This window comes from Halorubrum sp. Atlit-26R (assembly GCF_003666015.1).
Taxonomy (GTDB): Archaea; Halobacteriota; Halobacteria; order Halobacteriales; family Haloferacaceae; genus Halorubrum.
The window spans coordinates 90,243-110,745 of record NZ_QPLT01000008.1; the positions used below are offsets into that span (position 1 = coordinate 90,243).

Genomic DNA, 20,503 nt, shown 5'->3' on the forward strand with positions numbered 1-20,503 from the left:
TCCTGCTGTTTGGCGTAGTCTTTCACTCGACCATTGAGCGTGTGCGATATGTCGATGTTCGGGCGCATTTGTGTCCAAAAGACATTTAGACATACAGTCACAAACATCTGTCGTCGTGAGGCGAACCAACACGTTCGTAGTGCGCCCGCTCTCCGACGACGACGAGCGGCTACTGCTGGACCTGTTGGACGCCTCTGCCAGCCTGTGGAACGAGTTGAACTACGAGCGCCGCCAGCAGTTCTTCGACGGCGAAAGCGTGTGGGACACCGCCGACTACCGCAAACAGTACGTCGATGTGCTTGGCTCTGCCAGCGCACAACAAATAATTCGGAAGAACAAGTCGGCGTGGCAGTCGTTCTTCGCCGCCCGCGAGAACGGCGAGGATACCGCCCCGCCGGGCTACTGGGGCAACGAGGACGACGGCAGAGAACTCCGCACGTTCATCCGCAACGACCAATACACGCTGGAGACCGGTGAACGGTCACGAGTCGAGATTCCTGTCGGCCAAGCCCTGAAAGACGAGTACGGGCTTGGCTATCACGACCGGCTTCGCCTCGAAGTCTGTGGCGCTCCGAAATGGGACGGCGAACAGGGCCGTCTAGAGATACAGTACGACGAGACGGACGACACGTTCAGGGCCTTTCAGCCTGTCACAGTCCCCGATTCCCGGCAGGATTCACCACTGGCTTCGGAAGAAGCCGCGCTGGACGTGGGCGCGAACAATCTCGTCGCCTGTACCACCACGACCGGCCAGCAGTACCTCTACGAAGGTCGGGACCTGTTCGACCGCTTCCGCGAGACGACCGAGGAAATCGCTCGCCTACAATCCAAACTCTGCGAGGGGCGATACAGTAGTCAGCGGATACGGCGGCTGTATCGCAAACGGACGCGACGGCGCGACCACGCGCAGGATACACTGGTTCGGGACCTGCTGGAACGGCTGTACGCCGAGAGGGTCGCCACGGTGTACGTGGGCGACCTCACGGACGTTCTCTCGACGCACTGGTGCGCCGAGGTGAACGCCAAGACTCACCAGTTTTGGGCATTCCGGGCGTTCATCGAGCGCCTGTCCCACACCGCCGAGGAATACGGTATCACCGTCGAAGTGCGGTCAGAAGCCGATACAACCCGGACCTGCCCGGCGTGTGGGGAACAGGACGACACCGACCGGGCCGGCGACGTGTTCCGGTGTCCGTGCGGTCACGAAGCCCACGCCGACTTGTGCGCGTCCCGCACGTTCCTTGAACGACAGGCTAGCAAAGAAGTTGGGTCGATGGCTCGGCCCGTGCGTCTCAAGTGGGACGACCACAACTGGTCGGAGCTACCACACTCTCCCGAGAGGGCAAGCCCCAACGAGAAGCGCACAAACCGGAGTACCGGCGACGGGAAACTTGCCTCCGTGGGTGCGGCATAGCTAACATCCCCACCGGAGGAATCCCACCCGTTCACGGGTGGGAGGAAGTCAAGTGGCCGTGGCATCAGTTCGACGGCGCCGACGCCGTCTACTTCGGCGTCTTGGTCGATCCGGCGGAAGTCCGGGAGGCGCGGCTCGGCCGCGAGCTTGGCGGCCCGGTGTTCGTTGACGAGCAGGATCTCCCGTCGCTCGGGTAGTGCCCTCCATTCTACGCCCTCGCGCGTACATCATGCGAACCTCAACATAATCTATACTGCTAATAATGGAAAAGAGTTAAAACCGGGGAGGTCCTATGATCGGGTGAGGAACGAATCCATGTCAGAAGCACCAGTGGAGACGGGAGAACAGCCCGAACACACGATCGAGTCACCCAACCGGCCGTTCCCGCTTTCGGCAAAGCAGGAACTCCGGGAGGCAGCCGAGACGGTGACCTACGAGGAGCCGTCCAGCCCGGGAGAGCCGTGGCTCGCGCACGTCGACGAGCTTCCGGACGACGACGTACTGGACCGGTTCGAGCTCTCCGTTGTTCGCGAGCCAGTCGAAGTCTGGGAGTCCGACTCAGACGAACGCGTCGCGATCTACCCCGAGAAGGTCACCGCAGACGGCTACGAGATGGGGTTCTCGCCGGAGGAGGCGAAAGAAAAGGTCCGCGAGCAGGACCGCTTCTCCCCTGTCGACGTGGGTGATACCTGATTTCCGCTTTGCGGGTACCAACGACCGTCAGATCCCGCGCCGGGCCGATGCCCGGTTCTCGTCTCACACACGGGTTTCGTCGGTCATCTAATCCGCATATTAAAGAGAGGGCAACAAGACATGATAGTTAGAGCGATGGCAGATGATCTTGAGAGGGAGCAGCCCCACGAGGGCATGACTCCCTACAGAGAGCGATCTACGAGTCTACGTCCTGCTCCGTCTAATTTCGAGCCGCCGGAGGGTATGGTTACCCTGACGGAGATTACCGACGGCACCCTCGGGTTTGATCTCACCGAGATTACTACTGCGCTCGGCTGGGATCCGGAGGAGAACTGGGTCTCTGTTGCGCCGGACTCCGAAGGCGGACCGGCGCTCATCGTCGGTCGAGTCCCGAAGGACGAGTCCGATACGGACCCCTCGATGGAGTCGAATCTTCAGACCATCGAGCACTCGTTGGTCGACGGCGAGCCGCGCGTTCAGATACCCGTCCCCGACCGTCACCTCGAACTGTTCGAGATCAACGGCGACTCCTATCGGCGCGGGTCGGATCCGTTCCTGTTCGATACGTTCGCAGAGGCCGAGTACCCCGACACCATCATACTGGAACCGCTCGGGTACGTGTCGGACTGGGTGTGGCCCAACTCCGATTTCAACTTCCCGGAGGTCGGCACGGTTGTCCAAGATGTTGCCGACGTGTCCGGCGTCGACGAAGATGAGCTCACCGGATGGATCGACCGGGTCGCCGGCGAGGTCGTGACGCCGACGTTCCTTCAGTTTGGTGTCCCCATCGAAGAGCGTCCGACGTTCCTTACTGTTAACGGGCAGCGCGTCGCGATCGTCACCACCTCCGCGGTCGACGGGCTCCCCGGGCTTGTCCAGATCCTCGGAAACTTCTACAGACTCCAATCCCCGCTGTTGGACGCCGTGTGGGAGGTCCACCAGCGGACGGCTCAAGAGCTCCTTTCGGAACTCCACGGCGGGTCGATCCCCGACGACCACCCGATACAGCAGGAAAACATCGACGCGACGGTTATCCCCGTCACGCCCGGTCGCGAAGACGGAGAAGCGGGGATCATGTCGAAGACGACCACCCCGATCAAGGAGCGGACCGTGACGGCCGTGGCGGCTGGCAGCAGCCTGCCGGTCGACGTCTACAATTGGCTCACGGACTTCGCGACCGAGGTCACCAACGACATGGTCAAAGACTCCGGTCTCCGGGTTGACCGCGAGCCGGTGAACATCCCGTACACGCCGTCGACGCCGCTGCCGGTCGACTACTCCGGAGTGCGGATCCACTTCGTCGAGGAAGGTGCTCTTGAAACGCTTGCTGCCGAAGCCGGACTCTCAGAACCCGACCCAGCCGCCCAAAGAGCCCACGACGAGCAGGCCGAGCGCCTTCTGATGGCCCTCCCGGAAGTACCGCAAGACTACAAGCTGTTCCGCGAAGATTCTCACGCGATCGTCGTGCCGATCTTTGACGACGAGGAGGGGAACCCCGCAACGAACGGCGCCAGCTCGTCGAATCAGACGCCCGAGACTGACGGAAGTGGAACGACACAGCAGACCCTCCCGGGAAACAACTGATGGCCGTCCGAACCCGTAGGCTTTAATTCGGTTGCCGACTGTCTCTCTCACAGGGGGCGCGGATCATTACGTGCCATCGTTCTGACCTCGCCCCCCATTCTACATTGAGTAGCGGTAGCTCTACCGGCTGCTCATACTGTTTAAAATCATTCAATACGATGTGCGGAACTCTCCCGGATTGAATTTCAATAGAGTCCAACTCGGAAGTCTTCTGTGTTGTCCCGCTACAACCGCACGTTTATTTGTACCTGCCAACCAGAAGATAGTATCCTAATCGGGTTAGGTAGCTCATGTCTTCTGGTCACCCAACTGTCGCAACCGAATTTGTTGAAGAAGCGTTCGAGACAACAGTATCCGGTGATGAAGAAATCCGGCTTCTCGAAGTGATCGACAGTGTTGTTTCCAATCTTAGAGATCAAATAAACGACGAGAAGCTGGAGAACATTCTCCGCGCTGATGCTGGGGGTTACGTTCTCAAGAGCGACATGACACAGGACGGCCTTCAGCCGGAGTCGTTCACGCAGGACGCCGTTATCAACCCGCTTCTCGACGCACTCGGGTATGAGTACATGACCGAAGCCGGCGGCCTCTCAGGTGGCCGGACGAAGGTCGCGGATTACACAGTCTCACTCCGGGACTACCCGGGGGTCGACTCGACTCGCCTTCTCATTGAAGCCGAACCTATCAATAAGGACCTCGACAGCCAAAAACACGGTATCGGGCAGGTCCGTGATTGGCTCAGTCAACGAGAGTTTGAGTCTGACTTCGGCTTTGCCACTGACGGCCTTCGATGGGTATTCGTTCGCTACGATCCAGACTCCTACACCCACAACGTCATCGAAGAAATTGATCTTCAACCGGTCTTTCTCGCCTTGTTCGAGAATCAGGTCGGGGCGCAAGGAGACCCCGACGAAGCCGTTTTCGATGCCGACCGCGAGCGCGTCACCCGCCTCATTCGAACTTTTGAGTTTGAGAACTTCACCTCGATTGCGGGCGACGCCAGACAGGTTCTCAAACAGAAGCGTGAGGAGATCACCGATGAGTTCTACGACGACTATATCCGGTACGTATTCGGGATCGTAAGCGACGATGAGGAGACAACTCGGTCGTTAGTCGGTGACGGGGTTGTGGTTCCCGATGGCGCGACTGAAAACCAAGCGCGGCTGTTCTCGGTCGAGCTAATGAATCGACTCGTCTTCATCAAGTTCCTTGAAGACAAGGCGCTCGTCCATTCGGACCTCCTTCAGACGCTCACCGAAACCTATGACGCCGGGATGTACACCGGATCATTCTACGAGGAATTTCTCCAACCCCTCTTCTATGACGTAATGAACGAGCAGCCCGACAACCGTTCCGAAAACGTCCAGAACATCGATCTGTTCCAAGACATTCCGTACTTGAACGGTGGCCTGTTCCGACCTACTATCAACGGCGACGATTTCGATGAAGATCAGTTCGACGTGCGGAACTCCGTGTTGTTCTCCATCATTGACCTACTCGAACGCTACAGCTTCTCGGCTGACGGCGCGCCGACCGACCTCGATCCGAGTGTCCTTGGAAATGTGTTCGAGAAGACGATCAACTACATTACGAGCGACAACGCGGACACCAACAAGGAACTCGGTGCGTACTACACCCCAAGCGAGATCACACGGTTTAGCGCCGAGGAGACGGTTCGACCGGCGTTGCTCGACCGATTCAAGCGGGTTCTATCGGAAGAACGGGACTGGCCGGAGCCCGAAGTAGAGCGGTACGACACCGTCTACGAACTGATCGAGGACGTGCCGAATAGCTGGAGCCTGATCAGCGCACTTCTCACCGAGGTAGATGATTTTCGCGTTGTCGACCCCGCGTGTGGGAGTGGTCACTTCCTCACATCTGTCCTTGAGGAGATCGTCAACATCCGGAAGGCCCTCTACATCCAGAACGAGGACGAAGACGGAGACGAGGAAGCGTACCCCGACGAGTACAAACTAAAGAAGACGACGGTCCTGAACAACATCTACGGCGTCGACTTGATGGGCCCCGCGGTCGAGATCGCCAAACTCCGGTGCTGGCTCTCAGTCATCGCAGAACTCAATACCGAGAACGTAGGCGATCTTTCGGACGACGATGATCTTGCCCTCCCAAACGTCGCGTTCAATCTTCGTGAAGGGAACAGTCTCATCGGCTACACCGGATTCCCGGAGACAACTGACGACGGTGAACAGTACCAGATCGGGAGCTTTAGCGAGGATAGCGTTCGAGACCGCTACGAAGATATTATTCACGAAATCGAGAAGCACGAACAGGCACTTGATAGCGAAACTGCCGAGAAACACAGAAAACAGGCCAACAAGAAACTTCGAACTGCTCGCGAAGAACTCATCGAGGACATTCATGGCGACTTCGTTGAAGCCGGTATTGAAGACATTACACCTGATACCGTAGAAGAATTGGAGCCCTTCAATTGGGTGTTGGAGTTCGCAGAGGTGTATGCGGACGGCGGGTTCGACGTGGTTGTTGGAAACCCACCGTGGGATCGAATCAAGCCGCTCCGCGACGACTTTTTCACTCGATATGACAGGGAGTTCCGGACGCGTCTCCCAGAGGCCAAAAACGCCCGCCAAGAGGAATTACTGGACGACCCGGAGATTGCCGAAGCGTGGGAGGAGTACAAGCGAAATATCAAGATTCAGGCGGATTACTTCAATAATGCCGACGCCTACGAGCTTCAACGCCCTACGGTCGCCGGGCGCACCGAAGGGACTGAGAACGACTTATCCGCCCTGTTTCTTGAACGCGTATTTCAAATCGCCCGAGAAGATGGCTATGTCGCACAGGTACTTCCCGGTGCTATCTTCAATGGATCGTCTGCGAAAGACCTCCGGATGAATCTTCTTGACGAGACGACTATCCAATCTCTCGTCACCTTCGAGAACAAGGGTATCTTCCCCGAGATCGACAACCGCTACAACTTCGGGGTCCTGTCCTTCAAGAACGGAGGCGAAACGGAAGACCTCCGGGCGACGTTCCTTCAGCGAGATGTTGGTGTTCTGGACGAACTGGATGAGAAGGCGCTGAATATCCCACGTCTTGTATTGGCTCGGTATTCGCCCGAAGCACGAATTTTCCCCTATGTCGATTCGCAGGAAGAAGTGGATGTACTGACGAACATCCTTGACCACCCATCTATCTCGGATGAATCACGGGCGGGATGGCACGCAAATCCATATCGCGAACTTGACCGGACGAACGACGCCGATCGATTCGTAGAAGACCCTTCGAAGGGGGACTATCCCGTACTTGGTGGGAGTAATGTCTTCCAGTTCATTCACGATAGCACCTTCTTCGAGACTGATCCGCCCGAGTTCTGGAGCGTCGATGAGGAGAAAGACCCCGAGTTAAGCGCAAAACGCCGCATCCGAGAAAAGCAGTTCCGGAAACTCAAGCGAGCCGTGTACGATGCTTTTGATGGGAGCGGTTCGCAAATTGGATACGTCAACGGGCTTCTCGAAGACTATCGGGAGAGTGAACTTAGCGAAGAGGACGTACTGCTTGACTGTACTGAGCCACGTATTGTTTTTAGGGACATAGCGCGGTCTTCAGATGAGCGAACAATTATCAGCTCGGTGATTCCTGATGGTGTTGTCTGTCACAACACGCTCCATACAGTTCGACCGTACACCGTGGAACCCTCGGAAGAAGACCTCGCAGAAGAACCACTACACTCGGCATACGAACGGGTGTTCACCAACGAAGAGTTGTTCGCCGCTCTTGGAATCATCAACAGTCTGCCCTTCGATTTCTTGTTGAGAACCAAGGTTGACACCCACATAGTGATGTACAAGTTTGAGGAGTCGCAGGCCCCGGAGCTTACCAAGGGAGACGAGTGGTTCGACTACATATCGAGTCGCGCAGCCCGTCTCAACTGCTACGGTGACCAATTCGAGGAAATGCGTGATCGACTCGGTGGTATTGAACCGGTAACGGATATGGACGAGCGTCGGGAGTTACAAGCCGAGATCGACGCCGCCGCGTTCCACGCCTACGGTCTCGACCACGAACAGACTGCCTTCGTGCTTGATGACTTCCACCGGGTACAGAACCCACGGATCATGGACGAAGACTACTTCGATATGGTGTTGGAGAAGTACAAGACGCTCTCCGACTAAGCGCAAGCAGCGTCAGCTGATCTTTTCACCAGAGCCGCGAACTAACGTCTCAGTCGGCCGCCCAGTCCTCGATCTGAGCCTGATCGTCGTCTCCCGGAGACACCACCCCCCCGTAGCGGTCAGGCCACGTCTCCACCGGGTCGCACTTCCCAGAGAGCATCTGTGCGGTTTCGAGCGCGATCATCGCCGCGGCGACGCCCCGTAGCACGGAGGTATCGTCCCCGCGGGGGAACTGGTGGCGGGTCTGCGTCCCGCTCGCTCCGGGAAGCTTGTCGTTCGCCGGCGCCTGTTCGGGAGTCGAGTTATCCAGCGAGTCGACCAGCGACGGGTTCTCCCGCAGCGCGTCGATCATCTTGGCGTCGCGACCGGGAGCGAGCGCGTGGATGCGGAAGCCGTCACCGAGGTACGACCGCACCTCCCGCAGCGCGTCGATCCGGTCCGCCACGTCGTTGATCGTCAGCAGGCCCCCCACAGCAACGTAGCCGACTTCGTCGAGCCAGCCCCGCTCGGCGCACGCGTCGAGGAAGTCCGTGTACGGCGGCTGGATGGGGAGGATAACGCGGTCTTCGACACCCAACTCTCGGGCGCGTCCCATGAACATCTCGATCCCCTCAAGCGCCGCGTCGAACACCCCGCTCGCTTCGGTCCGCCGGTCGGTGAACTCGTTGCGGCCCGGGGCATCGTCGACGTTCGGCATGGCCGGGTTGTGGTAGTCCTTCGTCGGGTCTTCCATCCCCGTCACGTCAGTCGCCATCACGTAGTCGGCGTCGACCTCGGCGGCTGCCGCCAGCACGTCGTCGGGCGAGCCCCAGCGGTTCACGCCGGAGTCGACGATGATCTCCCCGCCCGAGTCCGAGATCCGCTCGGCGGCCTTGTAGTAGGAGACGAGCTTGTACTTCCAGCCCCAGAAGCGGTTAGCCGACGAGCAGTAGACGTCGACCGGACAGTCCTCGGCAATCCGCTCGCGGGCGTCGATCTCCGCTTCGTAGTAGGCAGGCACGCGAGTCGTGTCCTCCCGGGCGAGCGACCGCATGGCGCCGTCCGAGGGGAGCTCCAACTCAGAGTACGGAACCGGGATCGTCTCCGAGTAGTCGGTCGGCCGAATCTCGGCCTCTCCCTCTATCGTCCCATCCTCCGATACGCCGGTCGTGAACGCCGAGACAACCTCAACGTGTTCTCCGTCGTAGAACGCCCCCTTACGCCGGAGCTCATCCGCGCGATCTTCACCGGGGCGAGGACCGGCACCGCGGCTCCCGTGTCGCTCCCGCGGGGAGAGATCGCGGTCGTCGATAGTCGGCTTCGGTTCAAGCTCGGATACCGGTGTAGAGGGGCGCGAACGTGCCATCGTTCCTACTTCCGTCAAGGGCCCCCACCCACTTAGTAGTTTCCATTATTATCCGTATGCTACTCAGATGGAAAGGACAACCCTCGCGTTTGAGACCTCAGCGGAGCAACGAACGGCAGAAGAACCTCAGTTTTCAGCGTCGGGATCCGACTCCCGCCGACCGCGTGCGATCTCTCGGCTTGCTTCTCCAAGCGAGCGTGCCGCCTTCGGGATCCTATTGGCGCCGAACAGCAGCACGATCAGCGCGAGGACGATCACTAACTCGGGGCCGACCGGCACTTGTAGCGGGACGGTATTCATACGCTGTTGTACGGTCTCATCGGACTTATCCATTAATATCGGTATACGATTACCATACGGAACCTAATGGAAAAATTTAAGTCCCCGTAGCCCCTTGTGTGGGTTGAGGCGAAGAACGATGGCATCCACCGACTCCACCGAGCACACGACGCTTTCACAGTACGAGTCCGCCGGCCGGGCGGACGGCACGATGGACAAGATCCTCAACATGGACGAGGCCGTTGAGGAGTTGACGCCGATCCAGCTCAAGGACGTGTGGGTCCGCGGCGCGCTGATGAAGCAGGTCATGGACGCGACGCGGCCGATCCCGGGGCGTGAGCCCGACCCAGTCGAACACTTCGAGAATAAACTCAAGAGCGGGTCTCCGGCCGTGTTCAAGGAACTCGCCGTTGCCGAACTCTCCGACGACCTTGCCGACCGACTCGGCTGGGAGGAGGGGGCGGGCAACGTCGAGGTCATGTGGGACGCGCTCACCAATGATAAACCCGAAGAAACGAAGCTCCGGTCTGCCCGCGAGAAGGTCAAGACGGCCCTCCGTGGGTGCGGGATGGCCCGGATCACGGTCCAGCGGGAGGCAGTCAAGTACCACCACAATCACCCCCACGAGTTGACCGCGACGGACGCGACAGAGTAGGTTTCACCGCTTCTGTGGGCTGGTTCGGCCTGTAGTGAATATCTATACTGAAATTATTGGAAACTCATTTTAGGATGGACCACGTAGTTGTGTCACACGATGTTGGTGACAGAGCCGACCACGGCCTCGCCCACGAAGGACGGGGCAACGACGGTCGGCGCCGACCATGACCCGTCGGCGCCGGCGCGTACTCTCAGTGAATTACGACCGCGATCACGCGGCGGGGAGGCACCGCCTCGTGCGGGTGAGCGACGATGAGTGACCAGTCTCCGGAGTCTCACGCGGCAACGACGGAGGACCACGAGGTCACCGGCGTGGGTGGGAAAACGCGGGTCGACTGTCCCACGCACGGCGCGGTTTACGGGCCTCACCCGGACTCGGCGGGGATCTTCCGATACTGTCCGTACTGTGGCGCCAGCGTCGACGACGAGCAGCACGACGCCAAGACTGTCGACGGCGAAGTGTTCTGCGAGGAGACGGCCATGTCGACGTATCGCTACTGCCCCGGGTGCGGCGTGGAGGTGAGTTAGCGTGAGTGGTCGACGTCGAGCGCCGAGTCAATCCCAGCCCGAGCAGCGCCAGCAGATCAAGTTCGCGAACGAGCTCGTCGCTTCCGTGATCGACGGCGACAAACAGGCGACCGTCCGGTACGACGGGTTCGAGGACGTAGAGGTCGGTGACACTCTCACGGCCGCTACCGAGGACGGAAGTGCCTTCGCGGACCTCAAGATCCGGCGCACAGCGGTGGTCGACGCCGTCGAGGCGTACCAAGTCCTTGCGATGGCCGACGCTGGCTACGATGCGGAGTCGCCACAGGGTGTCATCAACAACCTCAACAAGCACTACGAGGCCCGTATCCGACCGAGTACGACCGTCACAGTCCTCGTTTTCGAGGTGAGATAGCGTGCGTGTCTCGGCTATACCATCCTCCCACGAGACCAGCGGGCGGGCGTCCGGGGGCAACCGGGGGGAACCATGAGCAACCGGATACGCGGCGGTGGCGACCCACTCCACGACACGTCGGTCAGCCACGGGACTGTCGTGACAGACACGGAGGATCCCGACCCGCGTAAGCTCGTGGTCGTGAACACGCCCGGCCTTTCGATCGAGGAGTGGGATGCGACACCCGGGACGACGGTGGCCGACAAGAACCCCGGGTACGACCCCGGCGAGAAGGTCGTGATCGCCGCTCCGAAAGCGGAGATCCACGAGGAGTTTCCATACTACACCGGCGGCGTGCCGCTTCATCTCTCCCGGATCAACCAAACGAAGATCGACCACACCGGGTACCCCCGGAGTCGGCTCAGTCCCGTCCGTCAACTCCCACCGACGACGCTCCCGCTTCAAGACGTTCGCCCGTCACCGTTCCACGTTCGGACATTCGACGCCGCCGATAACACCGAGTTCATCGAGTCGATCAAAGAGCGAGGCCGCCCGGCCACGCCCCCGCTTGTCCGGCCCGTCGAGAGCGGCTTCGAGATCGTCAACGGTCACAAGCGGATCTGGGCCAGCCACGCCGCAGGTCTCACCGCTGTCCCCTGTCGGTGTGCTTACGTTGACGATCGACAGGCAGCCGAACGGTGGGCCCGCGCGCACCTACCGGGGTACAACGACGAACAACAGCAGGCAGCTGTTGCTCGGATTCGAGACGCGTTTGGCGACGACGCGGATGCTATCCTCCCGTAGAAGCCCCAACGGATATTAATGGAAAACTGTTAAGTCCCGGGATACTCAACAGGCTGGTAGGGTCAAACGATGGCATCCAAACAGCCAGCAGCAGACGGTGACAACCCGGACGTAACGGCAGAGGAAGCTCGCGAACGGCTCATGGAGGGGTACGGGAACCCCGACCCGCAACTTCGCGATCTCACAGAGCTCCACGACGGGATCCTATCGTTTCTCGCGATGCGGGATCAGGCGGTCGATCTCGGAGACAACGGCGACGAACTCCCGGACGATCTCGATTCGGACACGCGCCGGCAGTTATCCACCGCACGGACGATGCTACTCCGGGCGAAATCAAGTATCGAGGAGACGGCGCAAGAGCGGCTAAACGCGCAGTCGACGGGGAGAAATGACTGACGCTGAAGCCACCGAAGACGACCCGGGCGACCCGGTCATCATTCAGTTTCGGTCAGCCGGGGCGGGCGAGCGGCTTGCGGAAGCGGGACAGCCAGCGGTCGCGACGGCGTACAACCGCGACCCCCCGGAATCGGTCGAGTACGAGCGCGGGGATTTCATCAGGGAACACGCGTCCGACCCGCGAGCCCCAATCGCAGTCGAAGCCGCCGAGGACGGGACAGACATGGCACGCACCCAGAGTGGCCTCCTTCCGGTCACGGACGCCGAGAGCGCCAACGAGCGCGCCGCCTATCGCGTGTTGTACGACGACGAGCGCCTATCAGACGTGGCGTGGGATCTTCCGTCGTTCAACTTCTACCTCCCTGTCGCGTGCCCCGAGTGCGGTGGTCTCGCGTGGGGGTTCCATCACACCGAGACACGCGAGGCGGGGGATCCGACCAACACCAAGTCGACCGAAGCCTCGACTCCGTGGCGTCGCCGGCGGGCCGCTCACTATATCGAATACCGGTGTAACGAGTGTGAGAGCAAAGGCCACGAGCCGGCCAACAAGATCGCGAACGGAGGAATCGCCGGTGAGTGACGCCACCTCCCCGGTCGACGTCTCCGGCGTGGCCGACCGGCTCGATGCCATCCGCTTCGAGACGGGCCACCGGAGGCCCCGAATCTTCCGTGACTGGACCATTCTCATGGTCTCGGCGCTCGCTCGCGACGACGAGACGTACAACGACCGGCTGGACAAGTACGCGCCTGCCGAGGACGACATGGAGCAGCGCCGTGAGCTCGCGACGGCGTTCTCCGAGGCGTTCGGTGAGCTCGTAATCGCGGCCCGCGAGGCGGAGCGCCCCGTCATCGGGGACGTGTACGAGCAGATCGGCGCGCAAGCCGACGACTTCGGCCAGTATTTCACCCCGTGGGATCTCTGCCGGCTGAAGGCGCAACTGATAACCGATGGCCGTAACCCCGACGCGTCGCAAGACGAACCCATGAGCGTGTCCGACCCAACGTGTGGGAGCGGCCGGCTACTGGTCGCCGGTGCGAAGCGCCTTCGCGAGCAGCATCCCGACACGCCCGTCGTCGCGACCGGCGTTGACAAGGACGCTACGTGCGCCCGGATGGCCGTGATCAACCTCGCCCTCGCGGGGGTCCCCGGGAAGATCCGCTACGGCGACTCTCTCACGATGGAGGGGCACCGCGAGTGGGTCATCGACCCGACCGATACCGACCCCGCTGTCCGCGAGGTCGACCCCGCCGATTCGGAACCCGACGAGCCCGACAGCGACCTCCAGACCGAACAGGCGGCTCTCTCGGAGGTGCGTACTGATGGAGGAGACTGAGGAGCCCGAGCAGCCGAAGTACCGCTGTACGGAGTGTGGATGGACCGGAAACAAGTACGACCGGGTCGAGGACGGCAGCATGGGTGGGACAGCCGTGTGCGGGAGTGAAGGCGGCTGTACCGGCCAACTCAAACTTAATCGCGTCCCTGACCACACATAACATCTCCACCCGTCTTGTACCTCGCCCGAGCGGTGCGTTCCGTTCGGCCGATCCCGTGCCGGAAATATGTAAACGCTTTTGTGTACTTCTGTTGGATAGAAACATGACTCGGCAGTAGGCGCATACCCCCGCCTCGTACTAAGCGACAACTCATAAGGGGGTTGTGCCGGTGTGAGGCGGCGCGTCTACTGCCGGGTTATGCCTTCATACGCGATCTTCGCACGGCTCATTGGGTTCGCTTCCAGCATCTCTCCCGATAGTGGATTCTGTGTTCGTCGAGTATATCGATGGAGGCCAACACTACCATACTGGAAATAATGGAAAGCACTAAGTGGGTGGGGGCCTATATCTGAGTTAAGGACAGAACGATGATGGGCACACCCACTCCGACCCGCACCGCGGACGACGTTGCCGAACAGCTCCACGACGAGATCGCGGCCGTCACGAACGAGCTACTGGACGCTTACTACGAGGCGAAGCCCTACTCCAACGCGTTCGGAGAGGAATACGAGGGCGTCGGCACCAACCCGGACGGGACGGTGTTCATCGGCCGCGAGGACGGTGCTGACGGTGCGGACGACCCGCTCGGGTTCGATTACTTCAGTATCAAGCACCCGGACACCGACCCGGACAGCCGGCAGACAGACGAAACCCACTATGTCTACGGCAAGTACGGCTGGATGGACCTCAACGACCTCGTTGAGTGGGAGTCTGCGCTTAACGACGTGTTCGAGGCGGCGGCTGCCGACGGGTATCTCTCCGACGCCGCGGCCGAGCGCGTCGACGCCGCCTTCGAGGCCACCCGCGAGACCCTTCGCGATGTTCGCGAGCAGTACGACCTGTCGGACGTGGCGGCGTTCATCCACGACCATGAGATCGACACGCTCCGCGACCTACTCGGCCACGGCGAGGAGGAGAACCGCGTCCTGTGGCAACTCCTGTTCAGCAAGGACGAGGAGGGCGACACTTTCGAGAACCCGATCGAGGTGCCCGTCATCAGCGAGCGCGACCAGATGATGCTCGTCCGGACGGAGCGGTACTACTACGACGAGTACGACGACGAGGGCGAACACTACGCCTACGCGGCCGTCATCGGGTACGACGACACGCCCGAGCGGTTCTTTGTCCACCGCCTCTCGTCGGACCCGGACGTTCGCGACGACGACACCGAGTGGACGGCCGAGCTTGTCCGCGAGAAGATGGGGTTCGACGCCAACCTCTCGGAAGTCAATACCTCGGAAGACGACCGCTTGGACCTCCCCTACGGCCAGCGCGTCCGTGTTCAGGGTGATCTCACGATCGTCCGGCACGACGTCGAGGCCGCGCGGGCCGAGCGCGTCGAGTCGATCGAGCAGTCCACCCGCCGCTCGCTGTTCCGCGACCACAGCGATGCGTTCGCGGAGGCTCACCCCGAGTGGGACGACCACGAGGAGGTGTCGGCCGGGAGTTACCGTGTCCGGGTCTACAGCGAGGTCACGGACGAACTCAAGGAGATTCAGGGCACGCTCGGGATCAGCGAGGAGGCGGTTCGCGACGAGCAGGACGCCCGTGGCTACGGCCGTCTCAGCGCGAAGCGGCGCCGGGAGATCGTGACGGACCTCGCGATGGAGAAGGCGGCCGGATGGGCGGTCGGGCAGAGCGACCAGACGGCCGCCAGCATCCGCGAGGAGGCGGTCGAGCAGGCCGAAGAGGAGTACGCCCCGGACGGCCAGCAGAACGAAGTCATCGGTAACCACACGGTCATCCTCGGTGGCGCGTCCGAAGCCCCCGAGCGGACGAAGTGGTTAGACGGGAACAACCGGGCAGCGTTTGTCGTCGAGGACGAGGGCATGATGTTTGTGATCCACGACGAACACGGGGACAAGCAGGTCATGCTCGGGCCGGGCGTCTACACGTTCGCCTTCCTCGATGGGTACGAGGACGAGTGGTGGATGAACTAACCAAGCCGAGTCACCCGAGAAACGCCGCAGTCGCGTAGCTCCGGGAAGGGGGCCACCCCTCCCGGCTAAACGGCCGATAGCCCGATGTCCCACCGAGAAGGTGAGGCCCCTCGAACGGGCGATCGCCGGTACCGCGGGCAAGTTGAAACATTGTCGGAGCCAACACCCCACGCCGGGACCGACACAGCGGGGCGACCTGATTTCTGTTCCGCCCATCAGGTTGATTACGGCGGCTAATGTGCCTGTTAACATGGCTAATCAGGCCCTCACAGAGCGGTTTATTGACTTCTATCAAGACCACTACCCCGAGGAGATCGAAGAATTGGCCGAGAAGTACCCCGACGAGAAGCGGTCGCTGTATATCTCACATGAGGATCTTGAGCAGTACGACGACGACCTTGCGGCCGACTTCCGTGCCAAGCCCGACCAGATGCGTGAGTATGCGGAGGAAGCCCTCCGGCTCTATGACCTTCCAAGCGACGTGAGCCTTTCCGGCGCCCACGTCCGTATCACCGGTCTCTCAGAAAATATTGAGATCGGTGATATTCGTGCCCGTGACGACCAACTCGGCAGTTTAGTCTCGGTGCGTGGTGTTGTTCGGAAGGCGACCGAAGTTCATGCGCGGGTCACGGAGGCCGCGTTCGAGTGCCAGCGGTGCGGGACGCAGAGTTATATCCCCCAGACCAGCAGCGACGAGTTTCAAGAACCGAGCGAGTGTCTTGGTTGTGAAAAACGGGGCCCTTTCACCCTCAACATCGAGCAATCGGAGTATGTTGATCATCAAGAGATCCGGGTTCAAGCGACACCTGACGGGGTCGGAACCGAGGAAACGCCCCCATCCATCGAGGTCAACTTAGCGGACGACCTGTGCGGGCAGGTGACTCCGGGCGACCATGTTTCCGTTATCGGCATCCTCCGTGGCGAACAGCTGGAAGATGGGAACAGCAAAACAGGGCTACTGGGTCGATATATCGATGGAGTCGCGGTCACTCAGAGAGACGAGCTTACGCCCGAACTGACCAACGAACAGAAAGAGGAGATAATCAAACAGAGCGGCGCTAACGACATATATGAGAAATTCGTCCGTTCGATCGCCCCCTCTATTCACGGCTTAGAGACGGAGAAGCTGGCTGTTTTGCTACAACTGTTCAGCGGCGTAGCGAAAGAAATGGAGAACGAGGAGCCACTTCGAGGTCAGATCCACGTCCTGTTCGCGGGCGATCCCGCAGTCGGAATCAGCCGGATCCTACGGTCGGCAGTACGACTCTCCCCGCGGTCAACGTACACTAACGGGGCAGAAACGTCGAAGGCGGGCCTCACGGCCGCCGCGGCCCGAACGGGTGGAGCAGGTGGGCCGTGGGAGCTCAAGTCGGGCGCCCTCCCGATCGCAGACCGTGGTCTCGCAGCCATCGACAACATCGAGGCCGCAGATGGGGACGTGATGGGCGCCCTTCCAGAGCCGATGGAGCGACAGCAGATCACGATCTCAAAAGCATCGATCCACGAATCAATCGACACACGAGTAGGGGTACTTGCGGCCGGATCTTCCCCTGACGGACGATTTGATTTGTACGAGCCACTTGGCGACCAGTTGCCCGTCGATACACAGGTGTTGACGCTGTTCGATCTCGCGTTCACCGTTCTCGATAACCCCCAACCCGACACCGATGAGGAGATCGCCCAGCACATCTTAGGTATCCATCACGCCGGCGAGCAGGAACAGGCAGGCTATCAGTCGGATCCTCCGGAATCCGCTACGGCGCCGTTCGAGCCGGGGTTCGTTCGGGACTACATCACTTACGCCCGGCAAATCACTCCCGTACTGACGGACAACGCAAAGGAGTGGATCACCGACTTCTACGTCGATCTCCGGTCGAGGGGGGCCGATGAGGATGCCCCAGTCCCGGTGAGCGCCCGCAAGTTAGAGGCTCTTGTACGCCTCTCCGAAGCCAGCGCCCGGGTTCGGCTCTCCGAGAGCATCGAGCTTGAAGACGCCAAGCGAGTGACTGACCTCGTTGAAGCCAGCCTCAAAGACGTAGGTGTGGACCCGGAGACCGGCCAGTTCGACGCCGACGTGGTCGAAACGGGAACTTCGCAAGAACAGCGTGAGCGGATTGGGAACGTCAAAGAACTGGTCGCCGCTATCGAGCAGCAGTACGAGGCAGGCGCACCCATAGATGAAGTCCTTGACCGTGCCGGTGAGGCCGGACTTGAACCCGGCAAAGTAGAGGCAGAGATCGAGAAGCTACGGACGAAAGGAAAGTTGTACGAGCCCAAGCAGGGCCACCTCCGAACCGCAGAGTAACGCCCGTTGCGGCTCTTTTCCACCAATCCCCTCTTGTGAGGTGTTCCTATTCTATATCTATACGGTTAATAATGGAAAGTATTAAGTGATCCCGGGCCCATGATACAGATATGAGCCAAGCACTCATGGAGGCGGTCGTTGAGAGCGCAACCGAAGACGGCAGCGAGTCGGCCAGCCCGTACTCGGTCGACACGGGCGTGTTCGAGCGGTTCGACGCCCGGCTTGAGGACCTGTATTGGCGCGAGGGGCCGGATGGCGCGCTCTACGCCTCTGAGGAAGAGCAGCGCCCGAGCTTCGCGGTGAGGATCGAGGTCGAGGGCACCGAGCTATCGGCCGAGACGGTCAAGCGCCCGCGCTTCGGGCGGAGCTACCGGATCATCAGCGGCCCAGAAACCAACACCAGCCCGCAATTCGACTGACCGAACGGAAGAACTTTTTTGATCATACTGACAAATATCAACAGCCGCAGCGGCCGTACCGGCTCCGCGTCTACGGTACGTCCACCATCCGACTATGACGACGTGACCACAGCCACCTCTACGATGGGAACCCCCGAAACCACCGACCAATACTGTCCAGATGATTGTACCCCCGATGAGTGGGAGCAATACCGACAGCAAACTCTCAAACGTGACGGGTACACTTGTCAGAAGTGCGGCTACGACGACGGCGATCGCGAACTCCATGCTGACCACCAGACCCCCATGTCACGCGGTGGGTCAACCCATATGGACAACCTCCAAACACTCTGTTTTCCGTGTCACAACAAGAAGACAAAACGAGATACTGGAAAGTGGATTGAGCCTCCGACTACAGAGTCTCCCGACACCGCCGGGTCGAGGGGCCGGTCCAACACGACCACTACGTCTGGAGGGGGATCCAGTACACCTTCAATTGGGGAGTGGGTAGCGGGTTTCCGAACAGGATCTATCGTGTTGCTGGCGATTGTCGGTGTGACTGTCTACGTGTTCTCGATTTTCGCAGCCACGTTCCTCGCTCTGGTAACGGGCCATACGTGGATCATGCCCGCATACACCTTCGGGTTCCCACTAGTTCTCACTGCGATCCTTCTCTACCGCGCTGAGACTAACATCTTGACCTGACGGCGGTCCCCGTCTCGGCAGCAGATTAGTGGTAAAACCCTATTTTAACCTCTTAGCACCGGATTACCATACTGGTAGTAATGGAAATTATTAACTTCCCGTAGCCCCTTACTACAGGTGAGGTCAGAACGATGGCACAAGCCGATACAAAGCAGTCGACGGAGGATGAGGACACGTACAACAAGGTCTACGGCTGGGTCTCCGTGCCCGTCAACACCGTGGTCGACGCCGAGGCAATACCTGCCGAGATAGACTACGCGCTGGCGGAGGAGGTGGCGATCGACGTTGATACGGAGAACGTCGAGGTGGACAACGAGATCGAGACCGATGACGGCGACGGAAAACAGGTCGAAGGGTGGGTGTGTGATCCCGTCGATGTGACCGCCGCGAGTGACGCGACCACGGATGAGATGCGCGAGGCGCTACTCCAAGAAAGCGACCTCGATGCTCACCCCTCTAACGTGGAGATCGACTCCATCGACACCGGGAAGTCGATAACGCTGGTCGAGATCCACGGGCTCGCCCCGGAGGAGATCCCGGCATCGGTCGACCGCGAGCAGGGGACGGAGCGAGACATGGCGGTCGAGCTGGCGAACGATCTCAACGCGTTCATCAAGGAGAACTACCCGTCGCTCGATCACGATGGCGTCGCGGTCGCCGCCGGCGAGGTGCCGACCACGGCCGCCCCAGACTACCCCGAGTAACGGCCACAGGCCGCTCCGGGACTTGTCGCTGATCGCGCTTCTAACTCCCCGGTGAGGTACCGAACCTTGCTGGGCCCAGCTTTGTCTAATACCGCTGTATTCACCGACTGTAGCGGCCTCTTTGCTGCGGCATCGCTCCGGTGACACCGCCCTCTACCGCCGCAAATATCTATACTTCTCCTAATGGAAAACTGTTAAGTAGTCGGGGGCCTACAGTTGAGGTAGAGGAAACCAATGCCGTTCCAGAACGCGAAAGTCGAAGTCCAGAACAGTACGCTCGTCGTGAAGAACCCCGAGACCGGCAACTGCGTGACCACGCAACTGGATACTGGGAATCCACACGAGCCGGGTTCCGGCGAGATCGACTCGATGGTGAGCGTGTTCGGCTCCGAAGCGTTCGATCAACCCGAACTCGTGGAGGAGGAAGACGACTAAGGGGAGATGGCCGACGAAGAACCACCGGACTTCGAGTGGTGGCCCGATGGGGCGCTGGCGAGCTACGTCATCGAGTGTAACTGCGATTGGTGCCGGTATCTCTCCGGGCGGCTCAAGGCGGAGAGTGACCGGGACCTCCCCGACGTGGAGCCCGTAGGCGACGGCTCGGAGGACCCGTCCCCCAGCGAGGAGCCGGCCGCGCCCGAGGGCGTGGCCCCCCTCACAGAATTTAGTACCGAGTGACGAAACGAGAGACCACGGACGCTATTTTATGGAAACCACGAAGCAACAGACGTTCACACTCCCGGTGATCGAG

General features: G+C 60.4%; 21 protein-coding genes. 19 read left to right on the forward strand and 2 right to left on the reverse strand.

Going from position 1 to position 20,503, the window contains the following annotated elements; all coding sequences use genetic code 11:
* Positions 1-115 precede the first annotated feature (115 nt).
* The 4 genes from DVK07_RS10515 to DVK07_RS10530 all read left to right on the forward strand — a co-directional run bounded on the left by DVK07_RS10515 (position 116) and on the right by DVK07_RS10530 (position 7,845).
* On the forward strand, positions 116-1,414 hold the full coding sequence (locus DVK07_RS10515) for an RNA-guided endonuclease TnpB family protein (protein WP_121597018.1): 1,299 nt from the start codon (positions 116-118) through the stop codon (positions 1,412-1,414).
* Positions 1,415-1,729: 315 nt separating this feature from the next.
* On the forward strand, positions 1,730-2,107 hold the full coding sequence (locus DVK07_RS10520; RefSeq protein ID WP_147441117.1) for a hypothetical protein: 378 nt from the start codon (positions 1,730-1,732) through the stop codon (positions 2,105-2,107).
* Between the two features lie 243 nt (positions 2,108-2,350).
* Positions 2,351-3,691, forward strand: coding sequence for a hypothetical protein (locus DVK07_RS10525; RefSeq protein WP_121597020.1), 1,341 nt, complete (start codon positions 2,351-2,353; stop codon positions 3,689-3,691).
* A gap of 290 nt (positions 3,692-3,981) precedes the next feature.
* Positions 3,982-7,845, forward strand: coding sequence for an Eco57I restriction-modification methylase domain-containing protein (locus tag DVK07_RS10530; RefSeq protein WP_121597021.1), 3,864 nt, complete (start codon positions 3,982-3,984; stop codon positions 7,843-7,845).
* A gap of 49 nt (positions 7,846-7,894) precedes the next feature.
* On the opposite strand, the gene DVK07_RS10535 is transcribed toward DVK07_RS10530, so the two are convergent.
* Together DVK07_RS10535 and DVK07_RS10540 are read right to left on the reverse strand one after the other, a co-directional pair.
* Positions 7,895-9,190: a hypothetical protein gene (locus DVK07_RS10535; protein WP_121597022.1), complete on the reverse strand. Its 1,296-nt coding sequence runs from the start codon at positions 9,188-9,190 to the stop codon at positions 7,895-7,897.
* A 126-nt stretch (positions 9,191-9,316) separates the two neighbouring features.
* Positions 9,317-9,490, reverse strand: coding sequence for a twin-arginine translocase TatA/TatE family subunit (locus DVK07_RS10540; RefSeq protein WP_121597107.1), 174 nt, complete (start codon positions 9,488-9,490; stop codon positions 9,317-9,319).
* Between the two features lie 118 nt (positions 9,491-9,608).
* Here DVK07_RS10540 and DVK07_RS10545 point away from each other — a divergent pair, with 118 nt between their 5' ends.
* The 15 genes from DVK07_RS10545 (at position 9,609) to DVK07_RS10610 (ending at position 20,430) form a co-directional block, all read left to right on the forward strand.
* The gene (locus DVK07_RS10545) at positions 9,609-10,124 is read left to right on the forward strand and encodes a hypothetical protein (protein ID WP_121597023.1); all 516 of its coding nucleotides are present in this window, start codon (positions 9,609-9,611) and stop codon (positions 10,122-10,124) included.
* A 254-nt stretch (positions 10,125-10,378) separates the two neighbouring features.
* Positions 10,379-10,654 (forward strand): hypothetical protein, encoded by a 276-nt coding sequence (locus tag DVK07_RS10550; protein ID WP_121597024.1) that lies wholly within the window; start codon positions 10,379-10,381, stop codon positions 10,652-10,654.
* 1 nt (position 10,655) lies between these two features.
* Complete coding sequence (locus DVK07_RS10555) at positions 10,656-11,027, forward strand: ASCH domain-containing protein (protein ID WP_121597025.1); 372 nt, start codon at positions 10,656-10,658, stop codon at positions 11,025-11,027.
* A 72-nt stretch (positions 11,028-11,099) separates the two neighbouring features.
* Entirely contained in the window at positions 11,100-11,810 is a 711-nt protein-coding gene (locus tag DVK07_RS10560) for a ParB N-terminal domain-containing protein (RefSeq protein WP_121597026.1), read from the forward strand.
* A 69-nt stretch (positions 11,811-11,879) separates the two neighbouring features.
* The gene (locus tag DVK07_RS10565; protein ID WP_147441118.1) at positions 11,880-12,206 is read left to right on the forward strand and encodes a hypothetical protein; all 327 of its coding nucleotides are present in this window, start codon (positions 11,880-11,882) and stop codon (positions 12,204-12,206) included.
* Positions 12,199-12,786: a hypothetical protein gene (locus DVK07_RS10570; protein WP_121597028.1), complete on the forward strand. Its 588-nt coding sequence runs from the start codon at positions 12,199-12,201 to the stop codon at positions 12,784-12,786. Before DVK07_RS10565 ends, DVK07_RS10570 begins: the two co-directional genes overlap by 8 nt.
* On the forward strand, positions 12,779-13,540 hold the full coding sequence (locus DVK07_RS10575) for an N-6 DNA methylase (RefSeq protein ID WP_121597029.1): 762 nt from the start codon (positions 12,779-12,781) through the stop codon (positions 13,538-13,540). Before DVK07_RS10570 ends, DVK07_RS10575 begins: the two co-directional genes overlap by 8 nt.
* Positions 13,527-13,700 carry a hypothetical protein gene (locus DVK07_RS23295; protein WP_199719466.1) on the forward strand — a complete coding sequence of 58 codons (174 nt, stop codon included), beginning with the start codon at positions 13,527-13,529 and terminating at the stop codon, positions 13,698-13,700. The genes DVK07_RS10575 and DVK07_RS23295 overlap by 14 nt, the downstream gene beginning before the upstream one ends.
* A 371-nt stretch (positions 13,701-14,071) precedes the next feature.
* Positions 14,072-15,640, forward strand: coding sequence for a hypothetical protein (locus tag DVK07_RS10580; protein WP_121597030.1), 1,569 nt, complete (start codon positions 14,072-14,074; stop codon positions 15,638-15,640).
* Between the two features lie 250 nt (positions 15,641-15,890).
* Positions 15,891-17,945, forward strand: a complete 2,055-nt coding sequence (locus tag DVK07_RS10585) for a minichromosome maintenance protein MCM (protein ID WP_121597031.1) — start codon at positions 15,891-15,893, stop codon at positions 17,943-17,945.
* A 110-nt stretch (positions 17,946-18,055) separates the two neighbouring features.
* Positions 18,056-18,364 carry a hypothetical protein gene (locus DVK07_RS10590; RefSeq protein ID WP_121597032.1) on the forward strand — a complete coding sequence of 103 codons (309 nt, stop codon included), beginning with the start codon at positions 18,056-18,058 and terminating at the stop codon, positions 18,362-18,364.
* A 123-nt stretch (positions 18,365-18,487) separates the two neighbouring features.
* Positions 18,488-19,048 (forward strand): HNH endonuclease, encoded by a 561-nt coding sequence (locus tag DVK07_RS24330; RefSeq protein WP_121597033.1) that lies wholly within the window; start codon positions 18,488-18,490, stop codon positions 19,046-19,048.
* A gap of 131 nt (positions 19,049-19,179) precedes the next feature.
* A complete protein-coding gene (locus DVK07_RS10600; protein ID WP_121597034.1) occupies positions 19,180-19,752 on the forward strand; it encodes a hypothetical protein in 573 nt (190 codons plus the stop codon).
* Positions 19,753-19,986: 234 nt separating this feature from the next.
* Positions 19,987-20,187 carry a hypothetical protein gene (locus DVK07_RS10605; protein ID WP_121597035.1) on the forward strand — a complete coding sequence of 67 codons (201 nt, stop codon included), beginning with the start codon at positions 19,987-19,989 and terminating at the stop codon, positions 20,185-20,187.
* A 6-nt stretch (positions 20,188-20,193) separates the two neighbouring features.
* Positions 20,194-20,430 (forward strand): hypothetical protein, encoded by a 237-nt coding sequence (locus tag DVK07_RS10610; RefSeq protein WP_121597036.1) that lies wholly within the window; start codon positions 20,194-20,196, stop codon positions 20,428-20,430.
* The last annotated feature ends 73 nt before the right edge of the window (positions 20,431-20,503 follow it).

Coding starts and splice junctions, on each gene's coding strand:
- DVK07_RS10520 (WP_147441117.1), top strand. CDS start 1,730: ATGTCAGAAGCACCAGTGGAGACGGGAGAACAGCCCGAACACACGATC.
- DVK07_RS10525 (WP_121597020.1), top strand. CDS start 2,351: ATGGTTACCCTGACGGAGATTACCGACGGCACCCTCGGGTTTGATCTC.
- DVK07_RS10530 (WP_121597021.1), top strand. CDS start 3,982: ATGTCTTCTGGTCACCCAACTGTCGCAACCGAATTTGTTGAAGAAGCG.
- DVK07_RS10535 (WP_121597022.1), bottom strand. CDS start 9,190: ATGGCACGTTCGCGCCCCTCTACACCGGTATCCGAGCTTGAACCGAAG.
- DVK07_RS10540 (WP_121597107.1), bottom strand. CDS start 9,490: ATGAATACCGTCCCGCTACAAGTGCCGGTCGGCCCCGAGTTAGTGATC.
- DVK07_RS10545 (WP_121597023.1), top strand. CDS start 9,609: ATGGCATCCACCGACTCCACCGAGCACACGACGCTTTCACAGTACGAG.
- DVK07_RS10550 (WP_121597024.1), top strand. CDS start 10,379: ATGAGTGACCAGTCTCCGGAGTCTCACGCGGCAACGACGGAGGACCAC.
- DVK07_RS10560 (WP_121597026.1), top strand. CDS start 11,100: ATGAGCAACCGGATACGCGGCGGTGGCGACCCACTCCACGACACGTCG.
- DVK07_RS10565 (WP_147441118.1), top strand. CDS start 11,880: ATGGCATCCAAACAGCCAGCAGCAGACGGTGACAACCCGGACGTAACG.
- DVK07_RS10570 (WP_121597028.1), top strand. CDS start 12,199: ATGACTGACGCTGAAGCCACCGAAGACGACCCGGGCGACCCGGTCATC.
- DVK07_RS23295 (WP_199719466.1), top strand. CDS start 13,527: ATGGAGGAGACTGAGGAGCCCGAGCAGCCGAAGTACCGCTGTACGGAG.
- DVK07_RS10580 (WP_121597030.1), top strand. CDS start 14,072: ATGGGCACACCCACTCCGACCCGCACCGCGGACGACGTTGCCGAACAG.
- DVK07_RS10585 (WP_121597031.1), top strand. CDS start 15,891: ATGGCTAATCAGGCCCTCACAGAGCGGTTTATTGACTTCTATCAAGAC.
- DVK07_RS10590 (WP_121597032.1), top strand. CDS start 18,056: ATGAGCCAAGCACTCATGGAGGCGGTCGTTGAGAGCGCAACCGAAGAC.
- DVK07_RS24330 (WP_121597033.1), top strand. CDS start 18,488: ATGGGAACCCCCGAAACCACCGACCAATACTGTCCAGATGATTGTACC.
- DVK07_RS10600 (WP_121597034.1), top strand. CDS start 19,180: ATGGCACAAGCCGATACAAAGCAGTCGACGGAGGATGAGGACACGTAC.
- DVK07_RS10605 (WP_121597035.1), top strand. CDS start 19,987: ATGCCGTTCCAGAACGCGAAAGTCGAAGTCCAGAACAGTACGCTCGTC.
- DVK07_RS10610 (WP_121597036.1), top strand. CDS start 20,194: ATGGCCGACGAAGAACCACCGGACTTCGAGTGGTGGCCCGATGGGGCG.